The organism is Amycolatopsis kentuckyensis (genome assembly GCF_041679295.1).
GTDB lineage: Bacteria > Actinomycetota > Actinomycetes > Mycobacteriales > Pseudonocardiaceae > Amycolatopsis > Amycolatopsis kentuckyensis_A.
In genome coordinates, this window is sequence record NZ_JBGDMD010000004.1 from 312,337 (window position 1) to 330,522 (window position 18,186).

Genomic DNA, 18,186 nt, shown 5'->3' on the forward strand with positions numbered 1-18,186 from the left:
CCGAAACCGCCGCCAAGGACAAGGTGCCGGCCATCCCGTTCATCCCGAACAAGCAGGTTTACGTCCTGACCTGCATCGACCCCCGGGTGGACCCGGCGGCCACGATGGGCCTCGAGCTGGGGGACGCCATCGTCGCCCGCACGATCGGCGCTTCCCTCCGGCCCGAGTGGTAACAGGGGCGTTTCTGCTCAACGGTCCGGCGTCGGTTTGCCGGAGAGCCAGGTGCGGGCGCCGGCGACGGTGGGCTTGATCGTCAAGTTGCGGTCCAGTCCCGTCAGCTGTAGGTGTCGGAGCACCGTGCGTTGGGCACTGACGAGGCAGAACGCGACGCCGGCGGAGTTCGCTGCGTGGGCGAAGATCTGTAGTGCCGCGAGCCCGGAGGACGAGAGGAAGGTGACTTCGTCGAGATCGGCGATCACCGCGCTCGGCGCGCCGGCGAGGGTCGATTCGAGGTGCCGGGCGAAAGCGTGTGCCGTGGCGAGGTCGATCTCACCGGACACAGTCGCCAGTACCACGCCGGCCTTGCTGGTGGTGGACAGACCGAGTCTGTCTCGTCCGTCGTTCCCGCCGAAACGGCGCACCGCACCATCGTGGCAGCAATCCTGCATTTCCGTGCTCCTTCCCCTTTTCCGAGCGGCCCCTGGGCCACCGGTCAGTACTGTCCGGCCGCCGGCGTGCGCGTGGCCGGGATCCGGTACGTCCAGCGGGGTTCCCGACGTGACCGGCGGACCAGTACCAGCAGCCACAGCACTCCGATCGACGCGATCACGCCCAGCCCCACCCACGTCGTCACGGTGTACACCGTCGTCACGTCCTCGGGCGGTACGACCAGGCCGCGCGGGTCGAACTGCGCCACCTGCCCGGTCAGCACCAGGGTGATCACCAGGGCGATGGCCGACATCGAGTCCCACAGCGCGTGCAGCAGCGCGACGCCGAGGAACGCCAGCGCCAGGCGAAGGCTCAGCACGAAGTGTTCGCGCGTGCTCCACGCGAACAGCAGCCCGCCCAGGATGGCGGTCCACAGCCCGTGCCCGACCGGCGCGAGCAGCCCGCGCAGCAGCTCGGTCGTGACCAGGTCGGTCAGTGACAGACCCCGGGCGGTGAACAACGACGTGAGCGCGTAGCCCGCGGATTCGAAGGCGGAGAAGCCAAAACCCACCGTCGCACCGAGAATGATCCCGTCCCGCATGGACTTCACGGCCAGGCCGCGCGTCAGCAGGGCGAGCGCGACCAGCTTGACCGCCTCCTCGATGAGCCCGACCCACAGGTACAGCCACGTCGACGGGTACAGCAGGTAGGTCTCCAGCACCGAAGCGCCGAGAACGCCGAGCACCCCGCCGACGAGGAAGGTCCGGAACACCAGTTCGGCGGTGATTTCCCCGGAGTCGCGGCGTTCGAATGCCCACGCCACGAACGTCACCGGCACCAGGAAGCTGCCGAGCAGCACGAGCGTCGGCAGCAGGTTCGGATTGCCGGTCGCGTACGTCACGACGACCGACAGCACCCACAGGAGCAGGCCGATCGCGAAGATCTGCAACCACGCCCGCCGGTGGGGGCGGCGGCTCACGGTGGTCATCGGCGCCTCCCGAACCGCTCGCCGCGGCCGGTGGCCGCGGTGTCGACGAACGCGCGGAACCGGGCGGGGGAGCCGGGTTCGGCGACGCCGTCGAACCCCTGCGGGCAGCGCAGCGCCGCCCACCGCGGCCGTCCGCCTTCGGCGTCGACGCGGTACAGCGCGAAGATCTCGGCGAGTGGCTCGTCGTCCAGCTCGTACAGCACGGGTGGGGTCAGCCCGATCAGCTCCAGCTCGCCGCCCGCCGCCGCCAGCCGCTCGCCGAAGCGGCGCAGCAGGCCGAGCAGGTCGTCGCCGGGCTGCTCGACCCCGGACAGGTCGACGACGAAGTTCCAGGAGCCCGCGTGGACCAGCCCGGCCAGGTACCCGGCGAGGGTCCGCAACGCCGGTGCGTCCGCCCGCCCGGCGATCGCGACGACGGTGTAGCTCCCGGGGTGCAGGGTGGAGCTGATGGTGAGTTCGTGCGGTGGCGTCACGTGGCTGATCAGCGCGTCCAGTTCCGTGAGCGCGAGGGAAAGCCTGGTGGTCATGGGAGTCCTCCCGGTTCGGCGAGTTCTTGTGCGAGGCGCTCGTGCACCAGCCGGACGGCCATCGCCCCTTCGCCCGCCGCCGAGGCCACGCGCTTCACCGAGCCGTGCCGGACGTCGCCGACGGCGAACACGCCGGGGCTGCTCGTTTCGAGCGGCAACGGCGTGTGGGAGCCTCCCGCGTCCGCGCCCGTGAGCACGAACCCGTCCTCGTCGAGCGCGACGTGGCCGGACAGCCAGCGCGTGTGGGGCGCCGCGCCGATGAAGACGAACAACGCGCGGGCGGCGAGCCGGCGCCGCTCGCCGGTGCGGTTGTCCTCGACCTCGACGCCCGACATCGTCTTGCCGTCCTCGTCGACGTCGCGGACTTCGGTGTGCAGGTGGACCTGGATCCGCGGGTGCCGCTCGACCTGGTCGACCAGGTACCGCGACATGTCCGCGCCGAGGTCGCCGCCGCGCACCAGCAGGTGCACCACGGGCGAGGTCTGCGCCAGGAACACCGCGGCCTGCCCCGCGGAGTTGCCGCCGCCGACCACCGCGACCGGGTCGGCCTGGCACTGCCGGGCCTCCTGCGGGGTCGCGGCGTAGTACAGGCAGGTGCCTTCCAGGTGTTCGAGCCGGGGGAGGGGCAGCCGCCGGTACCGGGCGCCGGTCGCGATGATCACCGTCCGCGTGACGATCTCGGTGCCGTCGTCGAAGCCCACCGCGTACAGCCCGCCCTGCGGGGTGAGCGTGCGGGCCTCACCCGGAACCACGACCCGGACGCCGAACTTGTCCGCCTGGATCACCGACCGCTCGGCCAGTTCCGCCCCCGAAATCCCGGACGGGAAGCCGAGGTAGTTCTCGATCCGGGACGTCGTGCCCGCCTGCCCGCCCGCAGCGACGGCGTCGAACGCCGACGTGGCCAATCCTTCGGAGGCCGCGTAGACGACGGCCGCGAGCCCGCCGGGCCCGGCGCCGACCACGAGCACGTCGCGCACGCCGACCGGGAGCTCCTCGTGCCGCAGCCCCATCGCGGACGCCAGTTCGGTGTTGCCGGGGTTGCGCAGCACCCCGGCGCCGGGCAGCACCACCACCGGGGTCTCGTCGACCGTGACGCCGAGCCGGCGCAGCAGCTCCTCGGCTCCGCGGTCCTTGTCGAGGTCGTCCAGCCGGTACGGGAGGCGGTTGCGGGCCACGAACTCCAGCAGCCGCCGGGTGTCCGGCGAGTAGCACGAGCCGACGATCCGCAGCCCGTCGCCGGAGCCGATGATGACCGCGCGGCGGGCGAAGTAGGCGTGCAGGATCAGATCGCCGAGGACCGGGTCGCCGAGGACCAGCTGCCTCAGCTTGCCGGCTCCGATGGCGAGTACCTCGCCGGGTTCCGCGGCGACGGCGGAGAAGAACGACGGCTGCCCTTCGAGCAGGCCCAGCTCGCCGAGGAACCGTCCCGGCCCGTGCACCCGCACGGTTCTGGTTTCGTCGCCTTCGCGGTGCTGGATGGCGACCTTGCCGCTCAGGACGACGTAGAAGTCCGTGTCCCGTTCCCCTTGGGCGTAGAGCACGTCCCCCGGCCGCACCGGACGGCGCTCGCCCGCGGCGGAGAGCGTCTCGAGCTGCTCGCCGGTCAGCCGGGGGAACGCGCCGTGCGGGTCCGGCGTCTCGACGAGGTCCTGCGCCGCGAGCGTCATACGAACGCCTCGTGCACGTAGCACCAGCGCCAGTTTTCCCCGGGCTCGAACGAGCGCACGATGGGGTGGCCGATGGCGTGGGCGTGCCGGCGCGCGTGCTTCATCGGCGAAGAGTCGCAACAGCCGACGTGCCCGCAGGTCAGGCACAGCCGCAGGTGCACCCACGAGGTTCCGGTGGACAGACACTCCTGGCAGCCTTGGGGTGTCCGGGGCACCACGTCTCGGACGAGTGCCAGGTGCGGGTCGGTGACGGTGGTCATGCCTTCGCCTCCTCCGGCGAGTTCAGTGCTTGGTCGAGCCAGTCGCGCAGGACGTTCTCCGGTGCCGCGCCGGCCTGCCGCCGGACGACCTCGCCGCCGCGGAGCACCAGGAGGGTCGGCACGGCCATGACGTCGAACCGGCGCGCCACTCCCGGCGCCAGGTCGATGTCGACCTTGACGAGCTTCACCTTCCCGGCCCGGGCGCGGGCGAGCCGGTCGAGCGCCGGGCTCACCGATCGGCAGGGGCCGCACCACTCGGCCCAGAGGTCGACGAGCACCGGGAGGCCGGCCCGCTCGGCGATCGGCGCGAAGTCGGCGTCGCCCGCGTCGACCACCCACGGCAGCGGCCGGTGGCAGTTCCCGCACTTCGGCGTTCCGTCGGCGGCGACGGGAATCCGGTTGCTCTTCCCGCAGTGCTCGCAGGCGACGGTGACGGTCCTCATGCTGCTGCCTCCTGCCCGGCGGCGCGGAAGTCGACGGTCAGGTCACCGTCGGCCGCGTCGACCACGATCACCAGCCCCTCGGTCAGCTCGCCGCGCAGCAGCGCGCGCCCGATCCGGGTCTCGACCTCGTGGGAGATGTAGCGGCGCAACGGCCGGGCGCCGTACACCGGGTCGAACCCGCGCTCGGCGATGAACCGCCGCGCGTTTCCGGTCAGCTCGACCGTGACGCCCTGCTCGGCCAGCCGGCGGCGCAGCTGGTCGAACTGCAGGTCCACGATCCGCTCGATCTGCTGCAGCCCCAACGGGGTGAACAGCACGATGTCGTCGAGGCGGTTGAGGAACTCGGGCCGGAAGTGGTGGCGCAGTTCGGCCAGCACCGCGTCCCGGGCTTCCGGCTTGATCTCGCCGGAGGAGGTGACGCCGTCGAGCAGGTGCTGCGAGCCGATGTTGGACGTCATGATGATCACCGTGTTGCGGAAGTCGACGAGCCTGCCCTGCGCGTCGGTGATCCGCCCGTCGTCGAGCACCTGCAGCAGGGTGTTGAACACGTCCGGGTGCGCCTTCTCGATCTCGTCGAACAGCACCACCGAGTACGGCTTGCGCCGCACCGCTTCGGTGAGCTGGCCGCCCTCGTCGTAGCCGACGTAGCCGGGAGGCGCACCGAGCAGCCGCGAGACCGTGTGCCGCTCCTGGTACTCGCTCATGTCGAGCCGGACCATGTTGTCCTCGCTGTCGAACAGTGCCGCCGCAAGGGTTTTCGCCAGCTCCGTCTTCCCGACCCCGGTCGGGCCGAGGAAGAGGAACGACCCGATCGGCTTGCGCGGGTCGCGGATCCCCGACCGGGCGCGGATGATCGCGTCGGCGACCAGCCGGACCGCCTCGTCCTGCCCGATGACCCGCTCGTGCAGGATCTCGTCGAGCCGCAGCAGCTTCTCGCGCTCGCCCTCCTGCAGCCTCGAAACCGGGATGCCGGTCCACTGCGAGACGATCTCGGCGATCTCGTCCTCGGTGACGACCTCGCGCAGCAGCCGCTTCTCGCCCTGCTTCCGCGCCAGCCGTTCCTCCTCGCCTTCGAGCTGGCGCTCCAGCTCGCGGATCTCGCCGTAGCGCAGCTCGGCGGCGCGGTTGAGGTCGTAGTTCCGTTCCGCCTCTTCGGCTTCGTGACGCACCCGCTCCAGTTCGGACCGCAGCTCCTGCACGCGCCGGATCGCCTGGCGCTCGGCGTCCCACTGCGCCTTCTTGGCGTCGGTTTCGGCCCGCAGGTCCGCCAGTTCCTTGCGAAGCTCCTCCAGCCGCACCTTGCTCGCTTTGTCGGTTTCCTTGGCCAGCGCGGCTTCCTCGATCTCCAGCCGCGTCAGCCGCCGGGTGAGTTCGTCGAGCTCGGCCGGCATCGAGTCGATTTCCGTGCGCAACCGCGCGCACGCCTCGTCGACGAGGTCGATCGCCTTGTCCGGCAGGAACCGGTCGCTGATGTAGCGGTGCGACAGCACGGCGGCGGCGACGAGCGAGCTGTCCTGGATCTTGACGCCGTGGAACACCTCGAGCCGTTCGCGCAGCCCGCGCAGGATGGAGATGGTGTCTTCGACGGCCGGTTCGGGCACGACGACCGGCTGGAACCGCCGTTCCAGGGCGGCGTCCTTCTCGATGTGCTTGCGGTACTCGTCCAGGGTGGTCGCGCCGATCATGTGCAGCTCACCGCGGGCCAGCATCGGCTTGAGCATGTTCCCGGCGTCCATGGCACCTTCGGTGGCGCCCGCGCCGACGATCGTGTGCAGCTCGTCGACGAACAGGATGATCCGGCCTTCGGCGGCCTTGACCTCACCGAGCACGGCCTTGAGCCGCTCTTCGAACTCACCGCGGTATTTGGCTCCCGCCACCAGCGCGCTCATGTCGAGTGAGAAGATCGTCCGGTCCCGCAGGCCCTCCGGCACGTCGCCGCGCACGATCCGCTGCGCCAGTCCTTCCACGATCGCGGTCTTCCCGACCCCGGGATCGCCGACCAGCACGGGGTTGTTCTTCGTCTTGCGCGAGAGGATCTGGACGACGCGGCGGATCTCGGTGTCGCGCCCGATCACCGGGTCGAGCTTGCCGGCGCGCCCGTCGGCGACCAGGTCGCGGCCGTACTTCTCCAGCGCCTCGTAGGCACCCTCGGGCGTCGCCGACGTGACGCGCTGGTTGCCGCGGACCTTCGTCAGCGCGGTCAGGAAGGAATCGCGGGTCACGCCGTGGTCGCGCAGGATCCGCCCGGCCGCCGACGCCGTCCCCTCCTCGGCCAGGGCCAGGACCAGGTGCTCGACGGAGACGTACTCGTCCTTGAGCCGCCGGGCTTCCCGCTCCGCCGCGTCGAGCAGCCCGGCCAGCCGCCGGGTGACGTAGACCTGCCCCGGCGTGGCGCCGGGCCCGGTCACCTTCGGCCGGCGGGCGAGCTCCGCCTCGACCGCGGTGCGCACCGCGTCGACGTCCGCGCCGGTTTGCGCGAGCAGCCGCGGCACGAGGCCCTCGGGCTGGTCGATCAGCGCGAGCAGCAGGTGCTCGCCGTCGGTTTCGGTCTGGCCGAGGCTCCCGGCGACGCTCTGGGCCTCCTGCAGCGCTTCCTGTGACTTCTGGGTCAGCTTGTTCATGTCCATCGCCGACGGCTCCTGACTTGTCCTTCGAGGACGTCGATGCGGTCGAGCAGGTCGAGCACCAGCCCGAGTGCCGCGTAGTTGAGGGACAACGTGGCGCGCAACCGCTGGATCCGGGCCAGTCTGGCCACTGTGGACGGTGGGAAGCACGGGCGCCCGTTCGCGTCCGGGGTCGACTCCACCAGGCCGAGGGCCGCGAACCGGCGGACCAGCTCGGGGTGCAGCCCGGTGCGCGCGGCCACGGTCTCGAGGTCGAGCCGGGCCGGGCGGACGAGCACGTACCGCGCCATCAGGTCCTCCTGGGATCGAAGTCGGACACCGCGGCGAGCTCTTCGAACAGCTCCCGTTCGCGTTTGCTCGGGCGCTTCGGCACCATGATCCGGACCTCGGCGTAGAGATCACCGGGCTTGCCCTTCGGGTTCGGCATGCCCTCGCCGCGCAGCCGCAGCCGCCGCCCGCTGGACGACCCGGCCACGACGCGCGCCTTCACCTCGCCGCCGGGGGTGGTGATCGGGACCGTGGCCCCGAGCGCGGCCTCCGACGGCGTCACCGGGAGCGTCACGTGGATGTCGCGCCCCTCCAGCCGGTACCGGCGGTCCGGGCGGATGCGGACGACGAGGTACAGGTCCCCGGCGGCGGCGTTGCCCGTGCCACGCCCGCCCTGCCCGGCCAGCCGGATGCGCTGCCCGTCGAGCACGCCCGGCGGGATCTTCACGTCGTATTCCCGGTCGCCGCCGATGTTCAGGTGCCGCTGCCCGCCGCGGTAGGCCTCCTCGACGGTCAGTTCGAGCTCGGCTTCCTGGTCCGCGCCCGCGACCGGGCCACCGCGCCCCCGGCCGGCGAAGAAGCCGCCGAGGAGATCCTCGATGTCGACGCCCTCGAACCCCTCGAACCCACTCCCGTCGAATCCACTGCCGGAGGTGCTGTAGCGGACCCGGCCGCCGCGAGGTCCGGTACCGGACCCGACGCGCTGCTCCCAGTCGTCGGGGACCTGCCGGAAGTCCTCGCCGAACCGGTCGTACTTGCGCCGCTGCTCCGGGTCGGACAGCACCTGGTAAGCCTCGCTGACCTCCTTGAACCGTTCTTCGGCCGTCGGGTCCTTGTTGACGTCCGGGTGGTTCTCGCGGGCGAGTTTCCGGTACGCCCGCTGGATTTCGTCGGTGCCGGCGTCCCGGCCGACCCCGAGCGCGGAGTAGAAGTCGCGTGCCACGCGTGCTCACCCCCGCGGCTTGGCCACGGCGACCGCGGTCGGCCGCAGCTGCCCGCCACCGGTCCCGTACCCCGGCCGGACCACCCGGGTCACCGTGTTCGGTTCGGTGCCCGGTTCGTCGACGACGGCGACCACCTCGTGCCGGGCCGGGTCGAACGGGACATCGCTCTCGTCGTCACGCTCGTACCCGAGCCCGGCCAGCAGCTGCACGGCCTGGTCGCGGATCGCCAGCACCCCCTGCACGACGGCGGTGGGATCGGCTCCGGCGTGCGCGAGCGCCAGCTCCAGGTTGTCGATGACCGGGAGGAAGGCCGCGGCGACCCGGGCCCGTTCGGCCGCGCGCTCGGCGCGCAGTTCCGCCGCGTGCCGCTTGCGGAGGTTGTCGGCGTCGGCCATCGCGCGGCGCCAGCGGTCGTCGCATTCGGCCGCTTTCGCCTCGAGCTCGGAGATCCGGTCCGGCCCCACCGCCGGGACGGGCGCGTCCTGGGGGCCGGACTCGGCGCCCGTCCCGGCGGCGTCCACGGAGGGTGTCCCCGGCTCCGTGGATTTCCCTGTGGTGGCCATGGTTTCCTCACGCCCGATCGAAGTCGGCGTCGATCACGTCGTCGTCCTCGGCCGGTTCTCGCTGCGGCGGCGGACCGCCGTCCCCACCCGGCCGGGCCGCGGTGAGCCCGGCCAGCACCTGCTGCAGTTCCGAGGTCAGCTCACGCACCCGGTCCAGCGGCGCGTTCGACTGGACGGCTTCGCGTGCGTCGGCGACCAGCATCTCCGCACGCGCCTTCTCGTGCGCCGGCGTCTGCTCGGTGATCGCCTTCTCGGCCTGGTAGGCGACGGTGTCCAGCAGGTTGCGCGCCTCGACCTCCTCGCGCAGGCGTTCGTCGTCGGCGCGGTTGCGCTCGGCCTCGCTGACCATCCGCTCGATCTCGGACTGGTCGAGGTTCGAGCTCTCGGTGATCGTGATGCCCTGCTCGGCGCCGGTGTCCTTGTCGCGCGCGGTGACGTTGACGATGCCGTTCGCGTCGACGTCGAACGTCACTTCGATCTGCGGCTCACCGCGGGGTGCCGGCCGGATGTCCTTGAGCTGGAACCGCCCGAGCACCCGGTTGTCGGCCGCGCGCTCGCGCTCGCCCTGCAGCACCACGACGTCGACCGCGGGCTGGTTGTCCTCCGCGGTGGAGAACACCTCCGTGCGTCGCGCCGGAATCGTCGTGTTCCGCTCGATGATCTTGGTCATCACGCCGCCGCGGGTTTCCACGCCCAGGGACAGCGGGGTGACGTCGAGCAGCAGGACGTCCTTGACCTCGCCCTTGAGCACCCCGGCCTGCACGGCGGCGCCGAGCGCGACGACCTCGTCCGGGTTGACGCTCATGTTCGGGTCCTTGCCGCCGGTGAGCCGGCGGACCAGGCTCTGCACGGCGGGGATCCGGGTCGAGCCGCCGACGAGGATGACCTCGTCGATGTCGTTCGCGCTCACCTTGGCGTCGGACATCGCCTGCTGCACCGGGCCGAGGCAGCGCTCGACCAGGTCGGCGGTGATCTGCTCGAACTCCGACCGCCGGACGGTGGCGGTGAGGTGCTTCGGCCCGCTCGCGTCGGCGGTGATGAACGGGAGGTTGACACTCGTCTGGGCGACCGAGGACAGCTCGACCTTGGCCTTCTCCGCCGCCTCGAACAGCCGCTGCAGCGCCTGCGCGTCCTGCCGCAGGTCGATGCCGTTGTCCGCGGCGAACTTGTCGGCGAGGAAGTCCACGAGCCGGCGGTCGAAGTCGTCGCCGCCGAGGTGGCTGTCGCCCGCGGTGGCCCGCACTTCGACGACGCCGTCGCCGACGTCGAGCAGGCTCACGTCGAAGGTGCCGCCGCCGAGGTCGAAGACCAGCACCGTCTCGTGGCCCTTCGAGTCGAGCCCGTAGGCCAGCGCGGCCGCGGTCGGCTCGTTGATGATCCGCAGGACGGTCAGCCCGGCGATCTTCCCGGCGTCCTTGGTCGCCTGCCGCTGCGCGTCGTTGAAGTACGCGGGCACGGTGATCACGGCTTCGGTCACCCGCTCGCCGAGGTGCTTGCCCGCGTCGTCGGCCAGCTTGCGCAGCACCTGCGCGCTGATCTCCTCCGGCGAGTGGAGCTTGCCGTGGATGTCGAAGCGGACGACGCCGCCCTCGCCCTCGACGACGTCGAACCCGACCGCCTTGGCCTCGTCGGACACCTCGTCGAACTTGCGGCCGATGAACCGCTTCGCCGAGTAGATGGTGCCCTTCGGGTTGAGGATCGCCTGGCGGCGGGCGAGCTGCCCGACCAGCCGTTCACCGCTTTCGGTGAACCCGACGACCGACGGGGTCGTCCGGGCACCCTCGGTGTTGGGGATGACCCGCGGTTCACCCCCTTCCCAGACGGCGATCACCGAGTTGGTCGTGCCGAGGTCGATCCCGACCGCTTTCGCCATCACGCACCCCCGGATTCGGCGGGCAGCTTCGCCAGCAGCGCCCGGGCTTCATCGGCGACTTCGGCGTCGGCGACGACCTCGTAGCGGGTGGGCGCCATCGCGCGGACCGACGCGAAGTCCCGGCGGCCGCCCTGCAGCGCGTGCGCGACCAGCCCGAAGATCGCCCCGGCGACCGCGCCGAAGACGAGCCCGTAGAGCGCGAGCGTCAGCGTGGCCAGGACGGGGGTGAACCAGTTGAACAAGGCGAACAACCAGCCGATCAGGAGCCCGGTCAGCGCACCGGAGCCGGCGCCGCGCAGGGCGGCGCCGCCGAGGCCGAGCCGGCCGATGACCTGCTCGACCAGCTGCACGTCACGGCCGATGATGGCGGTCCGCTGCACCGGAAACCCTTGGTCGGACAGGTGGTCGACGGCACGCTCCGCATCGCGGTAGTCGTCGTACGAAGCGATCGGGACGCGTTCGGGGGCGTGGCGGGGAGAAGGCGCGGTCGCGCCCGGCTGTGCGGTCATGGTTCGCCTCCTAGGCGGTCGTGTGTGCGTCGGCTCGAGCTCGTGCTGGGGCGTCAGCGACCTGTCGCCGTTCGTCTCGGCTCCCGATTTCGACGCGGCGAGGTTTGCTCGATTCGGCGACGGGGATCCGGAGCGTGAGAACGCCGCGCTCGAAGTCGGCCGAAAGCCGGGAGGTGTCCAGGTTGTCCCCGAGGAACAACTGGCGGCCGCGGGCCGGCCGGCGGGTCGCCCGCACCGTGACGACATTGCGTTCGACGGACACGTCGCTCACCCGTTCCCGGTCACGGAACGGATCGAAGCGCAGCAAAGTCATGATCTTGTCCCAATCCGGGACGGATCGTCCTACCGGGAGTGTCCGATCCGAACCGATCTCGCGTTGGTTTGTCCGGCGAACAGGCTCTCCCTCGCGCCACGCCCGGCGTGCGGCGACGGGGGAACTGTGCGATGCGTTCCACGGTGGCAAAGGCGCTTGCCCACCGCGTGCGCCCGGCAGGCCGAATTTCCGGGGCCGTTGTCGGCCCGGCAGAACAGATGCCGACGGCGTAGGGTGCGAAACACCAGGTCGGCGTCGGGGAGGCCGGAATGACGCCCGAGGACAATGAGGTCTCACGAGGCCAGGAAGCCAAAACCGACAGTTGGTGGCGGACCCAGCTGTCGAATCTCTACGGTCTCTTCGCGATTTCGATGATGATGTTCGACGGCCGCGAAGCGGCGGACATAATGCGGCTCGCCGTAACCTCGGTTCCGTCGCTGAGCGGTTGCACGACCGATGCGGTGTACCTCGTCGACGAGGACGGCACGCTCACCCCGCAGCACGGTGCGGAGGAGGCTCATCCCGATCTCGGCACGGAGGTCGGCAAGCTCGACGGGCAGAGCGGGCGGATCGAGCTCGCCGACGGCCTCTGGCGCTGGTGCTACGCACTGAGGGGACTCGGCGGCCTGACGGGCCACCTCGTGGTCCGGGCCGAGCGGCCCCCCTCACGTGACGAATTCTTCCTGCTCAACTCGCTCGGCCAGCAGACCGCCGCGGCGCTGTCCAACTCCGCGCTGCTCAAGCGGGAGCGACGGCAGTCGGTGGCGCTGCGGGAGCTCAACGACCGGCTGTCCACGTCGGTGGAGCGGCTCAAGCAACAGACGCAGGTGCACGACGTGCTGTCCACCATCTCGGCCTCCGGGGCCGGCGAGCCGGGCATCGCGCACGCGCTGCACCAGCTGACCGCGCTGCCGGTAGCGATCGAGGATCGGTTCGGCAACCTGCGCGCCTGGGGCGGCCCCGGCCGGCCGGACCCGTACCCGAAGGTCGGCGCGCAGCGGCGCGAGGAGCTGCTCCGGCACGCCGCGACGCTGTCCGAGCCGGTCCGCGTGAAGGACCGGCTCATCTCCCTGGTGCGGCCTCGGCACGAGGTGCTCGGCGTGCTCGCCCTGATCGATCCCGCGCGGACCGCCGGCGCGGACGAGGTGTTCGCGCTCGAGTACGGCTCGACCGTGCTGGCACTGGAACTCTCGCACCAGCGCAGCTTGGCCGAGGTCGAGCTGCGCCTGCGCCGCGACCTCGTCGACGACCTCATCACCGGAACCGGTGACGGGAGCGCGTACGCCCGCGCCGAGGCGATCGGGCACGATCTGCGCCGCCCGCACCACGTGGTCGTGCTGCGGTGGTCCGGCGATCTCGCCGATGACGTGGTCGCCGAGGCCACGGGACGCGCTGTGACGACGCTCGGGCTCGCCTCGCTCGTGTCGCGCCACTCGGGCGCGGTGGTGCTGCTGGTCGCCGGGCGGCTGGACGGTGCGGCGCTGTACGCCTCGCTGTCGGAAAGCCTGGGTGCCGAGGGGGCGATCGGCATCGGCGGCCGCTGCGACACCTTGGAGCGGTTGCCCAAGTCGTACGCGGAGGCGATGCGGGCGGTCCAGATCCGGCGCGGCTCGCAGAGCGCGAACGGGGTCACCACGTTCGAGCAACTGGGGATCTACCGCCTCCTCGACACCGGGCAGAACCACGGTGACGTCGTCGAGTTCGTCCGCGACTGGCTCGGGAAACTGCTCGACTACGACACCCGGCGCAACGCCGAGCTGGTCGCGACGCTCGCGCAGTACCTCGAGTGCGGCGGCAGCTACGGCGACACCGCCGCCGCGCTGATGATCCACCGGAGCACGCTGCGCTACCGGCTCGGCCGGATCCGGGAGATCACGGAGCTCGACCTCAACGACGTGGACAGCAGGCTGAACCTGCACCTCGCCACCCGGATGTGGCAAGTGCTGCGCGGATCGCCGTGACCGGAGGTGACGATGGACCGGACCGGTCGCCGGCACCCCCGGCGTCGTCATCGAGCCGGGCCGGCACATCTGCGCGGTGCACGTGGGCGAGGAAGAGAGGACGAGGTCGCCGCTTTTCTCGACCGGCTCGGCGCGGAGGCGCGCTGGTGGCACCCGCAGTGCGGAGTGCTGGAGAACCCCTGCTACTCGCCGCCGTCGACCCTCGTGTAGTCCGCCCTCCGTTCTTCCTGGTGTGAAAGGCGAATCGGCGGGTACGCGGCTCCGAGAGCACACGTGGGAAGGAGCCTGCCGTGGTACAGCACGAAAAGTGGCTGACCGCCGTCGAAGACGTCGCCGAGCTGGCCGGCCCGGCCGAAGCGAGGGCCGTGCTCGGCGCGGTCGTCGCCGCCCTCGCCCGGTGCCTGCCGGACGCCGGCCGCGAGTGGCTGGCCGACCGGCTGCCCAGCCCCGAGGCCGGGCCGGCGCGCGATCCCGGGCCGGCGAACCTGAAGTCGGGCACCGACGTCGAAGCCGCGGTGGCCCGGCGGCTGCGGACCACCCCCGAGCGGGGCCGCTACCTGACCCAGGCGGTCCTGACCGCGCTCACCCGGACCGATCCCGGACTCGCCGGGGAGCTGCGCGGGCGGCTTCCCCGAGCCGTCGTCGAGACACTCGCCCCCGCGGGCGAGCCGCCCCGCGACGCGGCGAGCCATCGGCCGGAGGTCCCGACGCGGCTGTCGGACGAAGAGGTGGCCCGCGGCCTGCGTCACCTGACCGGGTGGTCCGGGGATCGCCATGGGATCGAGCGCACGGTGCAGCTGCCGGCCGAGCGGATCACGCCGCTGGTCGAGCGCGTCCAGCGGGAGGCGCGGGCGATGAACGACCACGCCCACGTCGAGCGGGTCGACGGCGGGGTGACGTTCCGGCTGCACACGGGCCGCGAGGGGGTCGTCACCGAACCGGATCTTCGGCTGGCCGAGCGGATCGACGAAGCCGTCGCGGCCGTGGGGTCCGGGGGACGGCCCGGTTGAGCGTGGCCGCAGCGGTTACCCGGGTGCCATGGACGACTCCGAGAACTGGTGGCGGAACGCCGTCGTTTACGAGGTCTACCCGCGCAGCTTCGCCGACGCGAACGGGGACGGCACCGGAGATCTGGCGGGTCTACGCGCGCGGCTCGGCTACCTGGCCGACCTGGGCGTGGACGCCGTGTGGACCACGCCGTTCTACCGCTCGCCGATGGTCGACGGGGGTTACGACATCGAAGACCACCGGGCCGTCGACCCGCTGTTCGGGACCGACGCGGACGCGGTCGAGCTGATCGCCGAGGTGCACCGGGCCGGGCTGCGGCTGCTGATCGACGTCGTGCCGAACCACACCTCCGATCGCCACCGGTGGTTCCGGGCCGCGCTGGCCGCCGGGCCCGGTTCGCCCGAACGGGCGCGGTACCACTTCCGGCCGGGGCGTGGCGACAGCGGCGAGCTGCCGCCCACCGACTGGCGCAGCGTCTTCGGCGGTCCCGCGTGGCGGCGGGTGCCGGACGGCGAGTGGTACCTGCACCTCTTCGCTCCCGAACAACCGGACCTGAACTGGGACCACCCGGAAGTGCGCGCCGAATTCGAGGACCTGCTGCGGTTCTGGTTCTCCCGTGGCGTCGACGGCGTCCGCATCGACGTCGCCCACGGCCTGGTGAAGGATCCGGCGTTCCCCGACCTCGGGTCCGGCCACGAAGAGCTGGTGCAGCCGCCGGACCGCAGCCGGCACCCGCACTGGGACCTCGAGGGCGTGCACGAGATCTACCGGTCATGGCGCAAGGTCGCCGACGAGTTCGGCCCGGACCGGGTGTTCGTCGCCGAAGCCTGGGTCGCGAAGCCGGAACGGCTGGCGTGCTACGTCCGCCCGGACGAGCTGCACACCGCGTTCAACTTCGACTTCCTGCGCTGCTCGTGGGACGCCGGGGCGCTGCGTTCGGTGATCGACTGCACGGTGCGGGCCCTGCACGCGGTGGGGGCGCCCGCGACGTGGGTGCTGTCCAACCACGACGTCGTCCGGCACGTGACGCGGTTCGGCCGCGCGAACACCCGGGTCGAGGACCACCCCGGCCCGCCGGAGCCGGCCGATCTGCCGCTGGGCAGGCGGCGGGCCCGGGCGGCGCTGCTGCTGATGCTGGCGTTGCCCGGCGGCGCCTACCTTTACCAAGGCGAGGAACTGGGGCTGGAAGAGGTCGAGGACCTGCCCGAAGACGTGCTCACCGACCCGACGTGGGAACGCTCCGGCCACACCCAGCGGGGCCGGGACGGCTGCCGGGTCCCGCTGCCGTGGTCGGGAACCGCACCACCGTTCGGTTTCACCGGCACCGACATGCCGACGTGGCTGCCGCAGCCGGCCCGGTGGCGGGAGCTGACCGCGCAGGCGCAGCGCGACGACCCGCGGTCGATGCTCTGCCTGTACCGCGCCGCCCTCGCCGCGCGGCGCGAGCACCCGGCGCTGGGGGACGGGACGATGACGTGGCTGCCCGCGCCGGAGGGAGTGCTGTCCTTCGCGCGTGAGCCGGGGTTCGAGTGCGTCGTGAACCTGTCCGCCGAGCCGTTCGAGCTGCCGGAGGGCGGACGGCTGCTGCTGGCCAGCGTGCCGCCGGACGGAGGCCGGGTGCCGCCGGACGGCGCCGCGTGGCTGGTCAGGACGTGACGAGCCGGATCCAGCGGTAGCCGTGGCCGGCGACGGCCACGTCCGCGGGGTCGATCCGGTCGTCGTAGCCACTGTCCTCGAACACCGCCAGCGCGAGGTCGTCCGGCTCGGCCGGGATGCGGACGCGGCAGGCGGACGGGCCCAGGTTGTGCACGAACACCATCCGGCCCTTGGCCGTTTCGGCCCGGTGCACCAGGACCTCCGGCGGGCCGCCGTCGACGGGCTCGTGCGCGCCGACGGCGATCTCCGGACACTCCTTACGGGTGTGCAACACCCGCTCGAACCAGGTGAGCAGGCTGTTCGCGTCCCGGCGCTGGGCGAGGACGTTGACCCGTTCGAAGCCGAACGGTCCGTCCTGGACGAGCGGGGCGACCAGCTGCTCGGCCGAAGCGCGGGAGAACCCGCCGTTGGGCCCGTCGGACCACTGCATCGGGGTGCGGATCGCCGTGCGCTCGGGCAGGGCCAGGTCCTCGCCCATGCCGATCTCGTCGCCGTACCGCAGTACGGGGCTGCCCGGCATGGTCAGCAGCAGGCTGTAGGCCAGTTCCAGGCGCCGCCGGTCGCCGTCCAGCATGCAGGCCAGCCGGCGCCGGATGCCGCGATCGTAGAGCTGCATGTGGGGCTCGGGCCCGAACCGGTCGAGCACGTCGCCGCGTTCTTCCGGGGACAGGCCGCCGAGGTCGACCTCGTCGTGGTTGCGCAAGAAAGTGGCCCACTGGGCCTGGCCCGGCAGCCGGGGCGAGCACCGCAGCCGCACCCGGACGGGCTCGGCGTCGTCGCGGGCCAGCGCGAGCATCAAGGCCTGGTTGAGCCGGAAGTCGAAGAGCATTGTCGCGCGGCTGGCCTCGTCGTCCGCGGTGCCGAAGTACTCCAGCAGCTCGTCCTCGGGCACGTTCGCCTCGGCGAGCAGCGCGGCGTCCCCGCGTTGCCACGAAGCGGTTTCCCGCAGCCGCCGCAGGAGCCCGAAGTCCTGCCGGCCGCGGGACTCGATCAGGAACGGGGCCGCGTCGATCCGGAACCCCGCGACGCCGAGCCGCAGCCAGAAGGTGACGATCTTGGCCAGCTCGGCCCGCACCGCCGGGTGTTCGACGTCGAGCTCGGGTTGAAAGCGGTAGAACCGGTGCCGGTACCAGCGGCCGACGGCCTCGGCGTAGGTCCACGTCTCCTCTTCGGCCCCGGGGAACACGCCGCCGTCCCACCGGTCGGCCGGTTCGTGGTCGGCCCACACGTACCAGTCGTGGTGCGGCGCCTCCCGGCCGGAGAGGGCCGACCGGAACCACGGGTGCTCGTCGCTGGTGTGGTTGACGACCAGGTCCAGCACGATCCGGATGCCGACCTCGTCGGCCTGGCTCAGGAGTTCGGCGAAGTCGCCGAGCGTGCCGAAGCGCGGGTCGATGCCGTAGTAGTCGGTGATGTCGTAGCCGCCGTCGCGACGCGGCGAGGGGTGGCACGGGTTGAGCCAGATCGTGTCCACCCCGAGCCGGGCGAGGTAGTCCAGCCGGCCGGTGAGGCCGCACAGGTCACCGACCCCGTCGTCATCCGAGTCCTGAAAGGTCTCGATGTCGAGGGAATAGATGACCCCGTTGCGATACCACCGATCCACGATGCGGCGGCTACCCGCGGGCCCCTGGGACAAACTTCAGTCATGAGCTCGCGCCAAGTGCTGGCCGCGAAGGATGGCGTAGAGGTGGTCCGGGTCGTGGGGGAAGGGGAATCCCATGGCGCAGGCCCGTTCGGCGTCCTGCCGGATGCCGCGCAACGCACCGGGTGACAGCTCCGGGACGCCCGGGCCTTCGGTGCGCAGCCAGTCGAGCAGGTCGTCCCACCCCGCCCAGCCGCCTGCTGCCAGCACCGTTCCCACCGCGGCGCGGTCGAACTCTTCGGCGCGAAGATCTTCGTCGGTCGTCGTTGCGTCCTTTTCGGTCATGTCACGGGCGGTACCCGGTGACCCGGCCGGCAAACGCCCGGCCGTTTGCCGGTGCCCGGGCCGGGAAC

The 18,186-nt window shown here is 71.7% G+C and carries 19 protein-coding genes; 4 read left to right on the plus strand and 15 right to left on the minus strand.

The genetic code is table 11. The features are described from left to right. Positions 1 to 23 precede the first annotated feature (23 nt). The gene (locus ACERZO_RS18315) at positions 24 to 173 is read left to right on the plus strand and encodes a hypothetical protein (RefSeq protein WP_372665880.1); all 150 of its coding nucleotides are present in this window, start codon (positions 24 to 26) and stop codon (positions 171 to 173) included. 15 nt (positions 174 to 188) lie between these two features. On the opposite strand, the gene ACERZO_RS18320 is transcribed toward ACERZO_RS18315, so the two are convergent. From ACERZO_RS18320 to ACERZO_RS18380, 13 genes are all read right to left on the minus strand, one after another. After that, positions 189 to 581 (minus strand): STAS domain-containing protein, encoded by a 393-nt coding sequence (locus ACERZO_RS18320; RefSeq protein ID WP_372665881.1) that lies wholly within the window; start codon positions 579 to 581, stop codon positions 189 to 191. Positions 582 to 652: 71 nt separating this feature from the next. Beyond that, on the minus strand, positions 653 to 1,576 hold the full coding sequence (locus tag ACERZO_RS18325; protein ID WP_372665882.1) for a PrsW family intramembrane metalloprotease: 924 nt from the start codon (positions 1,574 to 1,576) through the stop codon (positions 653 to 655). Further along, positions 1,573 to 2,103 (minus strand): STAS domain-containing protein, encoded by a 531-nt coding sequence (locus ACERZO_RS18330; RefSeq protein ID WP_372665883.1) that lies wholly within the window; start codon positions 2,101 to 2,103, stop codon positions 1,573 to 1,575. Before ACERZO_RS18330 ends, ACERZO_RS18325 begins: the two co-directional genes overlap by 4 nt. Beyond that, positions 2,100 to 3,770, minus strand: coding sequence for an FAD-dependent oxidoreductase (locus tag ACERZO_RS18335; RefSeq protein WP_372665884.1), 1,671 nt, complete (start codon positions 3,768 to 3,770; stop codon positions 2,100 to 2,102). Before ACERZO_RS18335 ends, ACERZO_RS18330 begins: the two co-directional genes overlap by 4 nt. Beyond that, on the minus strand, positions 3,767 to 4,030 hold the full coding sequence (locus ACERZO_RS18340) for a ubiquitin carboxyl-terminal hydrolase 14 (RefSeq protein WP_372665885.1): 264 nt from the start codon (positions 4,028 to 4,030) through the stop codon (positions 3,767 to 3,769). The genes ACERZO_RS18335 and ACERZO_RS18340 overlap by 4 nt, the downstream gene beginning before the upstream one ends. Then, positions 4,027 to 4,473, minus strand: a complete 447-nt coding sequence (gene trxA, locus ACERZO_RS18345) for a thioredoxin (RefSeq protein WP_372665886.1) — start codon at positions 4,471 to 4,473, stop codon at positions 4,027 to 4,029. Before trxA ends, ACERZO_RS18340 begins: the two co-directional genes overlap by 4 nt. Next, positions 4,470 to 7,100: an ATP-dependent chaperone ClpB gene (clpB, locus tag ACERZO_RS18350; RefSeq protein WP_372665887.1), complete on the minus strand. Its 2,631-nt coding sequence runs from the start codon at positions 7,098 to 7,100 to the stop codon at positions 4,470 to 4,472. Before clpB ends, trxA begins: the two co-directional genes overlap by 4 nt. Continuing rightward, positions 7,091 to 7,387: a chaperone modulator CbpM gene (locus tag ACERZO_RS18355; RefSeq protein WP_372665888.1), complete on the minus strand. Its 297-nt coding sequence runs from the start codon at positions 7,385 to 7,387 to the stop codon at positions 7,091 to 7,093. The genes clpB and ACERZO_RS18355 overlap by 10 nt, the downstream gene beginning before the upstream one ends. After that, positions 7,387 to 8,307, minus strand: a complete 921-nt coding sequence (locus ACERZO_RS18360; RefSeq protein ID WP_372665889.1) for a DnaJ C-terminal domain-containing protein — start codon at positions 8,305 to 8,307, stop codon at positions 7,387 to 7,389. Before ACERZO_RS18360 ends, ACERZO_RS18355 begins: the two co-directional genes overlap by 1 nt. A 6-nt stretch (positions 8,308 to 8,313) precedes the next feature. Beyond that, entirely contained in the window at positions 8,314 to 8,829 is a 516-nt protein-coding gene (locus tag ACERZO_RS18365; protein ID WP_444843223.1) for a nucleotide exchange factor GrpE, read from the minus strand. Between the two features lie 49 nt (positions 8,830 to 8,878). After that, a complete protein-coding gene (gene dnaK, locus ACERZO_RS18370; RefSeq protein WP_372665891.1) occupies positions 8,879 to 10,744 on the minus strand; it encodes a molecular chaperone DnaK in 1,866 nt (621 codons plus the stop codon). Continuing rightward, positions 10,744 to 11,253: a general stress protein gene (locus tag ACERZO_RS18375; protein WP_372665892.1), complete on the minus strand. Its 510-nt coding sequence runs from the start codon at positions 11,251 to 11,253 to the stop codon at positions 10,744 to 10,746. The genes dnaK and ACERZO_RS18375 overlap by 1 nt, the downstream gene beginning before the upstream one ends. A 10-nt stretch (positions 11,254 to 11,263) precedes the next feature. Beyond that, positions 11,264 to 11,566, minus strand: coding sequence for an Hsp20/alpha crystallin family protein (locus ACERZO_RS18380; protein WP_372665893.1), 303 nt, complete (start codon positions 11,564 to 11,566; stop codon positions 11,264 to 11,266). Between the two features lie 269 nt (positions 11,567 to 11,835). On the opposite strand from ACERZO_RS18380, the gene ACERZO_RS18385 reads away from it, so the two are divergent. The 3 genes from ACERZO_RS18385 (at position 11,836) to ACERZO_RS18395 (ending at position 16,191) form a co-directional block, all read left to right on the plus strand. Continuing rightward, positions 11,836 to 13,527, plus strand: a complete 1,692-nt coding sequence (locus ACERZO_RS18385; protein WP_372665894.1) for a PucR family transcriptional regulator — start codon at positions 11,836 to 11,838, stop codon at positions 13,525 to 13,527. A gap of 290 nt (positions 13,528 to 13,817) precedes the next feature. Then, on the plus strand, positions 13,818 to 14,537 hold the full coding sequence (locus tag ACERZO_RS18390) for a 4a-hydroxytetrahydrobiopterin dehydratase (RefSeq protein WP_372665895.1): 720 nt from the start codon (positions 13,818 to 13,820) through the stop codon (positions 14,535 to 14,537). A gap of 28 nt (positions 14,538 to 14,565) precedes the next feature. Beyond that, positions 14,566 to 16,191, plus strand: a complete 1,626-nt coding sequence (locus tag ACERZO_RS18395; RefSeq protein ID WP_372665896.1) for a glycoside hydrolase family 13 protein — start codon at positions 14,566 to 14,568, stop codon at positions 16,189 to 16,191. Here the strand turns inward: ACERZO_RS18395 and ACERZO_RS18400 are convergent. Further along, on the minus strand, positions 16,181 to 17,794 hold the full coding sequence (locus ACERZO_RS18400) for an alpha-amylase family protein (RefSeq protein ID WP_372665897.1): 1,614 nt from the start codon (positions 17,792 to 17,794) through the stop codon (positions 16,181 to 16,183). The two genes, ACERZO_RS18395 and ACERZO_RS18400, sit on opposite strands and share 11 nt — an antisense overlap. 36 nt (positions 17,795 to 17,830) lie before the next feature. Further along, on the minus strand, positions 17,831 to 18,118 hold the full coding sequence (locus tag ACERZO_RS18405; RefSeq protein ID WP_372665898.1) for a hypothetical protein: 288 nt from the start codon (positions 18,116 to 18,118) through the stop codon (positions 17,831 to 17,833). Between the last annotated feature and the right edge of the window lie 68 nt (positions 18,119 to 18,186).

What these genes read in the sequence shown, in the direction of transcription:
- ACERZO_RS18325 (WP_372665882.1), bottom strand. Translation starts at nt 1,576, where the DNA reads ATGACCACCGTGAGCCGCCGCCCCCACCGGCGGGCGTGGTTGCAGATC.
- ACERZO_RS18330 (WP_372665883.1), bottom strand. Translation starts at nt 2,103, where the DNA reads ATGACCACCAGGCTTTCCCTCGCGCTCACGGAACTGGACGCGCTGATC.
- ACERZO_RS18335 (WP_372665884.1), bottom strand. Translation starts at nt 3,770, where the DNA reads ATGACGCTCGCGGCGCAGGACCTCGTCGAGACGCCGGACCCGCACGGC.
- ACERZO_RS18340 (WP_372665885.1), bottom strand. Translation starts at nt 4,030, where the DNA reads ATGACCACCGTCACCGACCCGCACCTGGCACTCGTCCGAGACGTGGTG.
- trxA (WP_372665886.1), bottom strand. Translation starts at nt 4,473, where the DNA reads ATGAGGACCGTCACCGTCGCCTGCGAGCACTGCGGGAAGAGCAACCGG.
- clpB (WP_372665887.1), bottom strand. Translation starts at nt 7,100, where the DNA reads ATGGACATGAACAAGCTGACCCAGAAGTCACAGGAAGCGCTGCAGGAG.
- ACERZO_RS18355 (WP_372665888.1), bottom strand. Translation starts at nt 7,387, where the DNA reads ATGGCGCGGTACGTGCTCGTCCGCCCGGCCCGGCTCGACCTCGAGACC.
- dnaK (WP_372665891.1), bottom strand. Translation starts at nt 10,744, where the DNA reads ATGGCGAAAGCGGTCGGGATCGACCTCGGCACGACCAACTCGGTGATC.
- ACERZO_RS18375 (WP_372665892.1), bottom strand. Translation starts at nt 11,253, where the DNA reads ATGACCGCACAGCCGGGCGCGACCGCGCCTTCTCCCCGCCACGCCCCC.
- ACERZO_RS18380 (WP_372665893.1), bottom strand. Translation starts at nt 11,566, where the DNA reads ATGACTTTGCTGCGCTTCGATCCGTTCCGTGACCGGGAACGGGTGAGC.
- ACERZO_RS18385 (WP_372665894.1), top strand. Translation starts at nt 11,836, where the DNA reads ATGACGCCCGAGGACAATGAGGTCTCACGAGGCCAGGAAGCCAAAACC.
- ACERZO_RS18395 (WP_372665896.1), top strand. Translation starts at nt 14,566, where the DNA reads ATGGACGACTCCGAGAACTGGTGGCGGAACGCCGTCGTTTACGAGGTC.
- ACERZO_RS18405 (WP_372665898.1), bottom strand. Translation starts at nt 18,118, where the DNA reads ATGACCGAAAAGGACGCAACGACGACCGACGAAGATCTTCGCGCCGAA.